Source organism: Christensenella sp. MSJ-20, from assembly GCF_044357945.1.
GTDB lineage: Bacteria > Bacillota > Clostridia > Christensenellales > QAND01 > QAND01.
Window position 1 is genome coordinate 444,419 of record NZ_CP076563.1, and the last position, 11,891, is coordinate 456,309.

Here is an 11,891-nt window from a genome sequence, read left to right on the forward strand (position 1 = left end):
GCGGCCACCTCACAGCTGGTGCATGGACCGGAAGATGTCCTCATGCTGGATGCGGATGGAAAGGGCTAATTTCTCCCCCAGATCGGAGAGCGCTTCTTTGACGTCCGGGAAAGGAATGGACATCTGGCCCACATCCACCAGCATTACCATGGTAAAGTAGTCCTGCAGCAGGGTTTGACTGATATCCAGGATGTTGATGCCATAGCCCGCCAGCAGCACGCTGATCTCAGCGATGATCCCCACCCGGTCCTTTCCGATTACCGTCACAATTGCTTTGGTCATAACAGCCTCCAAGGATCGAATTCTTGTTTCATTTAGAATATAGGAAAAAACCTCCCATAGCAAGAGGGAGGTTTTTTGATTCAGATTCCGTATGTCATGTGCGGCGGATATAGGCTTCCCGCTCTGCCCCCACCGATACATAGCCCATAGGAACGGCCAAGCTTTCCTCTAAAAAGCGGACATACTCCCGAGCAGCACGGGGCAGTTCTTCCATGGTGCGGCATGAGCTGATATCGCATCCCCATCCCTCCAGGGACCGCAGAACCGGCTTTGCGCGATTCAAACGCTCCCCCATGGGAAATTCCTCCAGCCGCTCTCCATCGATCTCGTAGGCTGTACAGACTGGAATCTCATCCAGATAGGATAGAACGTCCAATTTGGTTAAAGCCAGCTCATGGGCGCCCTGGATTCGGGCGCCATACCGGGAGGCCACCACGTCAAAGGGGCCAACTCTGCGGGGGCGTCCAGTGGCGGCGCCATATTCCCCGCCCGCCTCCCGCAGACGGTCGGCGGCTTCATGAAATAGTTCCACTGTAAAGGGGCCTTCCCCCACACAGGTGGAATACGCCTTTGTGATACCGATGACATAATCCACATGGTGCTGGGGGATCCCCGCGCCAATGGGCCCATATGCGGCAATGGTAGAGGAAGAGGATGTATAGGGATAGATACCGAAATCGATGTCCCGCAAGGCGCCCAGCTGGGCCTCAAACATGATTCGTTTGCCTTCTCCCACAGCCGTATCCAGATACGTGCCGGTATCACAGATATAGGGCTTAATGGGATCACCATAGGTATGAAGCCATTCCAGCATGGCATCCAGGGAAATGGCCTTGGCTCCATAGCCGCCTTGGATGGTTAAATTCTTCCATTCCAGCACTTGGCGCAGATGTTCATCCAAATACTCCTCAGAGAACAGATCCCCCATACGGAGGGCTTTCTTCATATATTTGTCTCCATAGACCGGTCCAATTCCACGACGGGTGGATCCAAATTTCGCATCCCCTAGACGATCCTCTTCCAAGCCGTCCAAGAGCACATGATAGGGCATGCAGATTACCGCCCGGTCACTGATCTTCAGATGCTCCGGGGAAACCTCTATTCCTCCTTGGCGAAGCCGCTCCATCTCCTTGCAGAGATGCTCCAGGTCCACCACCATGCCATTCCCCATCACATTCACCACATCCCGGCGCAGAATGCCGGAGGGTAACAGGTTAAGAATAAATTTTCCCTGAGGATTGACAACGGTATGTCCGGCGTTGTTTCCTCCCTGGTACCGCACCACGATATCCTGATCCTGGGACAAAAGGTCCACCATCCGGCCCTTGCCTTCATCACCCCAGTTGACACCCACTACCGCTGTCAGCATTTCATCTTCCTCCTCATTGAAATTGGATCCTTCCCCTTTTTGCCTGGGACGGAATCGCTCCCTCCCCACAAAAAAAGCGTTCACCCAGAAGCCAAGGGTCTCGACAGGAGGCCTTGGATCCATGGTGAACGCCTTTGTTCCCATACAACAAGATCAGTATATGCAATTTTCCTCCATCCGTCAACTCGATTTTGCATCGTATTGTCCCCACTCCTGCAAATAAAATTACATTTGTTCCATTTGACCGTAATTTCTCCCCACAGATAGCGCTTAATTCAGAATTGGTGAAGCTCAGCATTTTTCTTCCTTCATGCCAATGCACTGCATTTAAAAAAAACGCCCCGCAATCATGCGGGGCAACTTTAAAGGGGGTTTAATTTGTGAGGTCAGTATCATTATGTCCCGGCTTTACCGTTTTATACATCCCAGCAAAAATTTTTTTATTCCGGCAGGGGGTGCGTTGGGATAGGCGTACTTGTTTCCTCGGGTGTAGCGGTGGGCGTCGAGGTGGGCACAGCAGTGGGCGTCGGAATAGCGGTGGGTTCTAGCGTAGTGCTGGGGGATGGAACAACCGTTTCTGTCGGCGTAGGAGCCGGGGTGGAGACCGGCGTTGGTGATAGGGTGGGTTCTGGCGTAACAGCACCGCCGCGATGGGGATTTCGAGGGTCAGGATCGGTAGGATCCCACCCCGTCTCTCCGATCTTTCCTACGCCTACTCCGCTAGACGCCCCAGGGTAGCTCCCGCCATTGACGATCTCCACCTGCGTTCCCACAGCACAGTTATCATAAATCCATTTGGCATCGATGCACCGAAGACGAATACAACCATCGGAAGCCGGAGAGCCTAATTTATTGTATTCCTGCCATTTCAAGCTGTCGGGAGATTGTCGAAGATAGGGTACTGAGTGAAAGAGGATGCTTCCCACCACCCGGCAGGCATACTGGCCATATACGCCGCCATTGAGGGACCGCCATCTATATTTCGCCGAAATTCGGAAAGTGCCTGTAGGCGTATAAGCGCTGCTTCGCCCAGTAGAACAGGCCATATTTCGTATCGCAACGGTATAATTCCCCTGGTCATCCTGGCCATAAACCGTTACCACCTGGGTTCCCTTATTCACTAGAATACGATATGGGTTGCCCTGCTTCCCGGGCCGGTTAGGCGTGGGCATCGCCTTTCCCGGATTCGCGGAGGGTGCGGGACTCGCGCCTCCTTGAGCGGGCGCAACCGTTGGCACCGCTTGGAAAGCCGTCTCCTCCGGCTGGACTTCGAGCATCTCCTCCGGTTCCTGGCCGATGAGCGGCGTAGGGGACTCTATGGCCTGGGACGGATCCTCTTTTGCCGTTCCCATAGCCATCATCACGTTCCCGCTTAAAAATCCTCCAACGGCAATAACCAGAATTAAAGATACGCTGATGATCAATTCCAAACGATTTAACTTCACAGGCGTCCTTCCCCACTTACTATTCTGCGTTTATTCTAGCATATTTTCGATAAAAAAGGCCCGTGCATCTGCACGGGCCTCCGAGAAAGCGGCTTATTTATCATCCTCGTCGTCGAACTTAGGGAAGAGATCGCCGATGGTAAAGGTGGTCTCCTCAACGGGAGGAATTACATAACGGCTGTTGTCATACCCCTGATCCTCATCGCGATGATAGGCGGGCTGCTGAGCAGCGCGGGCCTCCTGCAGCACGGCGCGGCGGGAAAGGCTGATCCGCTTGGTGTCGGGGTTAATATCCAACACCTTCACGGTGATGGTATCCCCAACCCGGAGCTCATCCTCCACTTTTTCGATACGGCGGGTAGCAACCTGGGAAATATGCACCAGGCCAAACAGACCGGGCTCAATCTCCACAAAAGCGCCAAAGGGAGCGATGCGATCCACGCGGCCCTCGATGATATCTCCAGCCATGTACTTCTCCATGGCGGTATCCCAGGGTTTGGGCTGTAGCTGCTTATAGCCAAGAGCAATGCGCTCGGTTTCGGGGTTTACGGAGAGGATCTCCACCTCAACCTCGTCGCCCACCTTGACGATGTCCTCGGGATGGCGCACCCGGCCCCAGGAGAGGTCGGTCACATGGATCAGGCCATCCACGCCGCCGATATCGGTAAACGCGCCGAAATCGGTAAGCCGCCGTACAATGCCCTTTACCCGCTGGCCGGGCTCAAAGGCCGCATATTTTTCCTTCCGCTTGGCGATGGCCTCCTCCTTAAGGATTTCCTTACGGCTGGCCACAATGCGGCGGCGGTTCTTATCCACTTCCAATGCCTTAACGGTCATCTTCTTGCCCACAAATTCCTCGATATTCTCCACATAGCGCTCAGCCACATGGGAAGCGGGGATAAAGACCCGGGCGTTCAAATACTCGGCAAGCAAGCCACCCTTGACAGCCTGCTTGATGGTTACTTCAAAGGGAGTCCCGTCCTCCAAAGCGGCAATGGCTTCCTTCTCCTTAGCGCGAATATCCACCTTCCGCTTGGAGAGAAGCACGTTGCCTTCGCCGTCGTTGACCTTCAAGATCTCAACGGAAACTTCATCACCTACCTGGAACAGCTCAGAAGCAACGGCTTTGGGATCCAAGGAAAGCTCGGCCTGGGGGATTATACCATCGGCTTTATAGCCTATATTGACATAAACATCGTCGCCAACGATCGACACCACGGTTCCCTTTTTCACCTGACCGGGACGGATGCGGATCATGGTCTTTTCCAGATCCCGCTCAAAGCTCTCCTGCTCGGACAGCTCAGGCTCGGCGGCTTCCTCGCTGGCGGCAGCGGGGGCTTCCTCTACGGCAGGGGCAGCGGTCTCCTCTTCAACCGCAACGACAACCTCTTCTGCCACAGGGGCTTCCACCGGGGCGGCGGTCTCTTCGATGTTCTGGGTGTTGTTCAAAGTCTCGTTCATTCTGGTAATAACCTCCCTAATTGACCGTTGGGGCGTTGATGCGCCCGCAACAATGCCTATTATACCATTTATCGGCAATTTTTCAACAGCGATCTCTTCCTTGGATTCCACGATTTGTACATTTTTGCATCCACTTTTGCAGATGGAAAATAATTTATTGGTGTTGCTGCTGTTTTTCCCTCCAATGACCACCATAGCGTCGCAGGTTTTGGCCAGCTCAGCCGCTTCTTTCTGCCGGTTTTCCGTGGAACTACAGATGGTATCCTCCACGATGAGTTCCCCGCACCGGGAAGCCAACGCTTGGGCAATTGCCTGAAAATCCGCTTTGATAAACGTGGTTTGAGAAAGGAGATAGCATCGCTCCATCCAGGGCAGCCTTTGTGCCTCCTCCCAATTGGATACGATCCGCGCTCGACCTCCGCAGTGGCCGGCGATGCCTACCACCTCAGGATGGTCCGCTTTCCCCGCCACTACTACGGTATAGCCCTTTTTCTGCATATCGGCTGCGAGGCGCTGCACCCGGGCGACAAAAGGACAGGTCATATCGATGACCCGCAGTTCCAGCTCTCGGCACTGTTCATAGACCTGAGGCGGCACGCCATGGCTTCGGATGATCACGGTATCCCCCGGTTTGAGTTGGGACAAATCCTCCACCGCAATGGCTCCCAGCCCCTCCAACTCCTCCACCACCGTTCGGTTGTGTATGATGGGACCATAGGTATAAACGCGGCCCAACTCCCGCGCTTTCCTCTCAACGGCATTTACCGCCGACTGTACCCCAGAACAGAATCCGTTATGGGTACCTTCCACAAACTTAACCATGCAGCATCCGCTCCGCTTTTTCCATCTCCCCCATCACCTTTTCCCGCAGTTCCTGGGTGAATCGTTCCGTCTGCTCCTGGGAGAGCCTTCTATCGTCACAGTCTATATAATAGGGCTCCCCAATCGATACACAGATCTTTCCCCATAGCCCTACCTTTTTTGTACGGCCAAAGGGTACGATGGGCACCTTCTGACGGTGGGCCAGGGTGACCGGCCCGTTATGAAAAGGCAACAACTCCTGGCTTTTAGAGCGGGTTCCCTCGGGGAAAATTCCCAAAACGTGACCATCCTTTAAAACCTTTAAAGCCGTTTTCACCGACTGAACATCGTTCCCCTCCCGGTCCACCGGAAAAAAGTAAGCAAACTCATAAAACCATCTTCCCGGGAAGATGGAGAACAGCTCTTTTTTGCACATGAGCCGTACAAGACGTTTTTTGGGCAGTAACAAAATAATAGCTCCGTCAAACCAGCTTAAATGATTTCCACAGAGAAGATACGCCCCTTGGCCCTGGGCGTGCTCCAACCCCTGTATCTTCACCCGGACAAAGAGCTTGCTGCCCCAGCGGACCAGCCATTTTGCGATACGATAAAGAAACGCGTGCATACTACACCTGCTTCATATGGACCAGCATCCGCTCTACCACCTGTTCCACGGTATCCTGGGTGGAATCAATGACGATGGCGTCGGGAGCTTGAATCAAAGGAGCAATCTCCCGGCCGGCATCCTGCCGGTCCCGGGCAATGATCTCGGACTCGATCTCGGATAGATCCGCTTCCTTTCCCATTTCACGGAGCTGGCGCATCCGCCGGAGCGCCCGTTCCTGGGGAGTAGCGGTCAAAAAGAACTTATAATCCGCCTCCGGTAGCATCACCGAACCGATATCCCGGCCATCCACAATTAAAGAGGTGCCCCGGGCGATTTCTCGTACCCGCCGGGTAACAAACTCCCGGACACAGCGAAGGGTCCCTACGTCGGAGGCTCCCTGCCCCACCTCTTGCGCACGAATCTCCGTGCTTACATCCACACCGTCCAAATAGGTGTGCTGCTGTCCCTCTTGGACGCGAATATCCAATTGGCATTTCTGAAGCAGCGCTGCAAGCCCTGTCTCGTCTTTGGTATCCACCCCCGCTTGAATGGCCTTAAGCGCCACCGCACGGAACAGCGCTCCGGAATCCAGATGGTGGATACCTAGTTGTTTGGCAATCCGCCCTGCAATGGTGCTTTTCCCCGCCCCTGCGGGTCCATCCAACGCTATGGTAATGCTTTTTCTGCTCATATCGCTCGATGCCCCAATCCAATGGCCACCTCGTTGAGGTGTACCAGGCCAACCCCAAAGTACACGCAAACCGACAGATGCGTGCCGTACCGGGCAATGCCGATCTTTCCTCCCACAGACAGTCCCATAGCCTTGGTGGACACCTGCTGAAGAGCCTCTCTGGTGGCGCCCGCTACGCCTCCCACCTCATTGTGCTGTTCAAGAATCACATTCTCTCTTTTGGCAGCCACAATGGCTCGCTCAATGATACGGATGGTGGAGGAAAGAAAATCCCCACCGAAATCCACACCGCAGGCACGAATACCCATCTCCGCCAAAAGGCGGCTCTTTTCCGCCCGTTCCTCCTCCATATTGGCGCTGATAGCCAATCGGATGGCTGCCCGGGCCACATCCGAACTCCCCACTTCCCGATGCTTCCGTTCCACCGTCATACCTCCTTCGATTGTAGGGATAAGCCGCAGGCGGTTCCGGCGGCAAAGCCCGTAGAAAACGCGATCTGTAGATTAAACCCGCCGGTATATCCGTCCAGGTCTAAAATCTCCCCGGCAAAATACAGGCCGGGTACCAATTTGCTCTCCATGGTTTTGGGATTGACCTGCCGAAGCTCCACGCCGCCCCGCGTAACGATGGCAGCCTCCCGGGGCCCGATGGACTTCACCGTCAGGGGCAATTCCTTTAACAGCCGGCAGAGCTCCCTCCGCTGGGGCTTGGTCACCTGGTTCACCACCTGATCGCCAATCCCCCATAGCGTTACCACCGGCTCGATTAAGGACCGCGGCAGCAAATCCCCCAGGGCGTTTTTTGCCGCCCGGCTGGAATACTTCTCAAAATCCCGCAAGATCCGCGCGTCCAATTGCTCCGGCGTTAAGGCGGGTTTTAGGTCGATCATTAGGTGGCAATCCATTTCCGATTTCAAATGACAGGAGGCCGATAATACCAGGGGACCGGATACCCCCGTATGGGTAAACAGCATCTCCCCCTGCTCATAGAACACCCGTTTGCCTCCTGCATATGCGCTAAGCCCTACGTTGCGAAGAGAAAGGCCGGCCGCTTCTCTGGGCCAAGTTTCCACCGTGTCCACAGGGGCAAGGGAGGGGTATCTTTGGGTGATCCCATGTCCCAACGCCCTGGCAAGAGTATAGCCGCTTCCATCGGAACCAGTACCGGGATAGCTCTCCCCACCGCAGGCAAGAACCACTCTAACGGGATGAACTACATGGCCGGAATCCAGTTCCAGAGTAAAGGATTCCCCATTCCAGTAGAGCTTTTTTGCCTTGGAGCGGAGCACCGCCCTGACACCAGCATGGCCAAGGGCGTCCACCAAGGCCTGGGCAACATCTCCTGCCCGGTCGCTAACTGGGAAGACCCTTCCCCCTCTCTCTACCTTCAAGGGAACGCCCAACCCCTCCACAAAGTTCATCAAAGCTTCATTGTCAAACCGGGTAAAAGCACTTCGAAAAAAGCGCTGGCCCCGGAGGACATTGCTCAGAAACTCTTCCCGATCACAGGCATTGGTCAGATTACAGCGGCCTTTTCCACTGATCCGCAGCTTATTGAGCAACCGCGGCGTTCCTTCATATAGCGTTACCTCTGCGCCCTGTTCTGCAGCCTGAATGGCCGCCATGATTCCGGCAGGACCCCCGCCGATGACGGCCACTCCGCCCTTAAAATTCATTTTTTGCTCCATAGATGTTATAGTTTTTTCTCCCCTCCGCCCATGGGGCCATCCCCATCCTTGACAGAATAAACATTGCTGTCCTCCCACATCCGCTCCAGCTCCTCAAAATAGGATGCCACTGATTCCTTTCGGTTGAGGCCACAGGCCACGATGATGGCGTTGATGAGGCTTAAGGGCGCCACCAAGGAATCCACAAAGGAAGCCATGTCGCTCCGGGCCATCAGGGCGTAATCGGCAGGCGGCGCAATGGGCGACAGCGTGCTGTCGGTAATCGCAATGACCTTCGCTCCCTTGGCTTTGGCCACCTGAACCGCCTCCACCGTCCGGGTGGAGTACCGGGGAAAGGTGATGGCAATGAGTACATCGTTCTCTCCGATGCGCATCAGCTGATCGATGGCGTCCAGCACGCCACCCCCTACCAGCTTCACATTGGGCAGCACGAAGTTCAGATAATATCCCAGGAACTGGGCCAGCATTTGAGCGCTGCGCAGTCCTACGATATAGACGTCTTTGGAGCCCAAAATACACTGGATAGCGTTTTTAAACACCTTGCTGTCTGTGTTCTCAATGGTGCTTCTCAGATTGGCCATATCGCTCTTCAGCACGCTGACTAGGGCGGACTCCTCCGTCAGGTTGCTGGCCAGATTGATCCGTTGCACATTGGTCAGCCGGTTGCGAATGATCTCCTGCAGGGATTTTTGCAAGCCTGGGTATCCATCATATCCCAGCGCCATGGCAAACCGCACCACGGTGGATTCGCTTACCTGAACCGTTTCTCCCAAAGCTGAGGCCGTCATAAAAGCGGCAGAATCATAATTGGTTACAATGTAATCGGCAATCCGCTTCTGGCCTTTGCTCATGCTGGCCCGGGTGGAAGCGATGCGCTGCATAACGTCCTTTTCCATGAATAACCGCTCTCCTTCTATTCCAGTGGTACCGCAGGGCGGCAGAATCATTTTCTCGGTCTTATGATAGGGCGCAGCGTCATCGATGTCAACAAAAAATGCAGGAATCACTGCATTTTTCCTGCATTTTCTTTCCCACTATTTTGAATGCTTCCGGCGGGATGCCCCTTGCGCTCCTTTTTCGGGCTGTGCCCCACGAAACGGCAATAGGGCACGTTCCACCTCTCCCGCAGATAGCCTGCGGTAAGTACCCGGCTTCATGTCCCCCATGCTGAGACCGCCGATGCATTCCCGCCGGAGCCGCAGGACCCGATATCCCTGAGCCTCCAGCATCCGGCGTATTTGGCGGTTTCTCCCCTCCAAAAGGACGATGGTAAGGAGTGCCCGGCCATCCTCTCGGTTCTGGAAAGTAACGTCCGCGGCTTTGGCGGGTGTCGGATCTCCGATATCCACTCCGTCCAGCATCTCACGGGCTTTTTCCTGGTTATAACCCCCATCGATGGTACAGCGATAGGTCTTTCCTACGCGGTATCGGGGATGAGTCGCGCGGAGAGCAAAATCCCCGTCGTCGGTAAGGATCATCAATCCTTCACTGTCATAATCCAACCGTCCCACCGGAAAGAGCCGGCGGTCCACGTTTTTAAAGTAATCCAGTACCGTTTTACGGTCTCGATCATCCTGACAGGTGGAGGCAACGCTCCGGGGCTTATAAAAAGCATAATAGCCATGGCTCTGAGGAGGGCGAATACGCTTTCCATCCACCGATACCACATCCCGGTCCGGATTCACCTGGACGCCCATCTCAGTCACCGTTCGGCCATTAACCTTAACACGTCCCTCTTTGATATAGGTTTCGCTGGCCCGGCGGCTGGCAACGCCACAATCGGCCATATATTTTTGCAGTCTCATGGTTCACCTCTTCCCCATTATACCGGGCAAAGACCAACTGTCAAACAAAAAAGGCCGGTTTCCCGGCCTTTCCTAATCCTCCAATGCATATCCTGGCTTCTGACTTCGGCCGTGCTGACGGTCAAAATTCTCCTTGTTTTTCTCCAAATACCTGCGGTGAAGTTCATCGGCGTCCATGCCGGTTTTCAGGCACATGCTGACGAAGAAATGGAGCACATCCACCATTTCCTCCTTCACAGCCTCCATGTCCACCTCTTTGGGATTTTTCCACCACTTATAGTTGACCTCACCCAGCATCTCCATAAGTTCGGCGATGAGTGCAATGGTCTCCTTCTGCATCCATTCCTCCATGGAGATACCGTTCAAATGCCGCCGTTCTACCAACTCGGTATCGAACGCTTGCTGCATCATAAAGATTTCACTTAGCTTGTCCATCCTTCTCCTCCCAAATCAACCCAGTCTATCTTGTCCCTTATTTTATGACCGATTCCAGCTCCTGGGGATTGATATTCCCCACGGCGCTGATGGCCATGGCACGCCGGTCCAGGATGCGATCCAGCACCCGGTGAACGTCGTCATAGGTCACGGCTTCGATTCCCCGAAGGGATTCCTCTGATGTCTTGACCCGTCCCTGGAGGGTAATGCTCTTACCTATGGCGTTCATCCGAGAAGTGGTGGATTCCAGCCCCAGAATGTAGTTGCCTCGAAGCTGGTTTTTCCCCCGACTAAACTCCTCCCGGGCGATGCCCTTTTTCCGCGCGAGATCAATCTGCTCCAAAATGGCGGCCAGAGCGTCCTTGGCTCTTTTGGGGTTCACACCGGTATAGATGTTATAGGCGCCGCAGAGGTAATAGCTGCTGGGATGGGCATACACATCGTAGGCCAGTCCCAGCTCCTCACGAATCACCTGGAACAGCCGGCTGGACATGCTGCCTCCAAACACGTTATTGAACACCGATACGGCGTAGATCTCATCCCGTTCCATGGAATATCCCGGCATAGCGATCGCAATATGCGCCTGTTCGATGGGCTTCTCCTTATAGACAAAGCCCGGGGTACCGAAATCAAAGGGGGAAAGGTCGTCCCCCGCGCCAGTTCCCGGTCGGCAATCAACGGTGTACTTGGCACAAAGATCGCAAAGCCGTTCAAAGTCAAAGCCTCCTGCCGCCGCAATGAAGATGCGGTCGCTGTCATATCGGCGATCCATATAGCGCAAAAGATCCTCTCGGGCAAAAGAGGATACCGTCTGAGCGGTGCCCAGGATAGGCTGTGCCAGGGTGTGTCCCTGGAAGTAGGCTGCGCTTAAAAGCTCGTGGACCAGATCCTCCGGGGAGTCCTCCACCATATTGATCTCCTCCAGCACCACGCCCTTTTCCTTTTCCAGTTCCACGGGATCCAGGGTGCTGTGAAACACCAGGTCGGAAAGCAGCTCAACCGCCTGTTCCAGATCATCCCCCACCACTTTGGCATGATAGCATGTACACTCCTTGGAGGTAAAGGCATTGAGGATGCCCCCCACGTCGTCCATCTCCGCGGCGATCTGCTGAGCCGAGCGCTTTTGGGTTCCCTTAAAGAGCATGTGCTCGATGAAGTGGGTAATCCCATTTTCCCCTCGCCCCTCGTTGACAGAGCCTGTCCGTACCCAAATTCCTACGGATACCGAGGGGAAAGCGGGGATGTACTGTCCCACCACCCGGATTCCGTTGTCTAGCTTGCGATCATAATACATAAGCTCTCCCGATT

The 11,891-nt window shown here is 54.6% G+C and carries 12 protein-coding genes; all 12 read right to left on the reverse strand.

The genetic code is table 11. The features are described from left to right. Nucleotides 1-9: 9 nt before the first annotated feature. Entirely contained in the window at nt 10-282 is a 273-nt protein-coding gene (locus KP626_RS02280; protein ID WP_395977940.1) for an ACT domain-containing protein, read from the reverse strand. A gap of 94 nt (nt 283-376) precedes the next feature. Further along, nucleotides 377-1,651, reverse strand: a complete 1,275-nt coding sequence (locus KP626_RS02285; RefSeq protein WP_395977942.1) for an adenylosuccinate synthase — start codon at nt 1,649-1,651, stop codon at nt 377-379. A 440-nt stretch (nt 1,652-2,091) separates the two neighbouring features. Beyond that, complete coding sequence (locus tag KP626_RS02290) at nt 2,092-3,096, reverse strand: L,D-transpeptidase family protein (RefSeq protein WP_395977944.1); 1,005 nt, start codon at nt 3,094-3,096, stop codon at nt 2,092-2,094. 93 nt (nt 3,097-3,189) lie between these two features. Continuing rightward, entirely contained in the window at nt 3,190-5,379 is a 2,190-nt protein-coding gene (locus KP626_RS02295; RefSeq protein WP_395977946.1) for a bifunctional 4-hydroxy-3-methylbut-2-enyl diphosphate reductase/30S ribosomal protein S1, read from the reverse strand. Next, nucleotides 5,372-5,983 (reverse strand): lysophospholipid acyltransferase family protein, encoded by a 612-nt coding sequence (locus tag KP626_RS02300; protein ID WP_395977948.1) that lies wholly within the window; start codon nt 5,981-5,983, stop codon nt 5,372-5,374. The genes KP626_RS02295 and KP626_RS02300 overlap by 8 nt, the downstream gene beginning before the upstream one ends. A gap of 1 nt (nt 5,984) precedes the next feature. Next, entirely contained in the window at nt 5,985-6,656 is a 672-nt protein-coding gene (gene cmk, locus KP626_RS02305) for a (d)CMP kinase (RefSeq protein WP_395977950.1), read from the reverse strand. Beyond that, on the reverse strand, nt 6,653-7,087 hold the full coding sequence (locus tag KP626_RS02310) for a HutP family protein (RefSeq protein WP_395977952.1): 435 nt from the start codon (nt 7,085-7,087) through the stop codon (nt 6,653-6,655). Before KP626_RS02310 ends, cmk begins: the two co-directional genes overlap by 4 nt. Further along, on the reverse strand, nt 7,084-8,331 hold the full coding sequence (locus KP626_RS02315) for an NAD(P)/FAD-dependent oxidoreductase (protein WP_395977954.1): 1,248 nt from the start codon (nt 8,329-8,331) through the stop codon (nt 7,084-7,086). Before KP626_RS02315 ends, KP626_RS02310 begins: the two co-directional genes overlap by 4 nt. Before the next feature lie 17 nt (nt 8,332-8,348). Next, nucleotides 8,349-9,239: a MurR/RpiR family transcriptional regulator gene (locus KP626_RS02320; protein ID WP_395978919.1), complete on the reverse strand. Its 891-nt coding sequence runs from the start codon at nt 9,237-9,239 to the stop codon at nt 8,349-8,351. A gap of 138 nt (nt 9,240-9,377) precedes the next feature. Beyond that, nucleotides 9,378-10,148: a pseudouridine synthase gene (locus KP626_RS02325; RefSeq protein WP_395977956.1), complete on the reverse strand. Its 771-nt coding sequence runs from the start codon at nt 10,146-10,148 to the stop codon at nt 9,378-9,380. 72 nt (nt 10,149-10,220) lie between these two features. After that, nucleotides 10,221-10,583, reverse strand: a complete 363-nt coding sequence (locus tag KP626_RS02330) for a dUTPase (protein WP_395977958.1) — start codon at nt 10,581-10,583, stop codon at nt 10,221-10,223. Nucleotides 10,584-10,620: 37 nt separating this feature from the next. Beyond that, nucleotides 10,621-11,877, reverse strand: coding sequence for a M16 family metallopeptidase (locus KP626_RS02335; protein WP_395977960.1), 1,257 nt, complete (start codon nt 11,875-11,877; stop codon nt 10,621-10,623). Between the last annotated feature and the right edge of the window lie 14 nt (nt 11,878-11,891).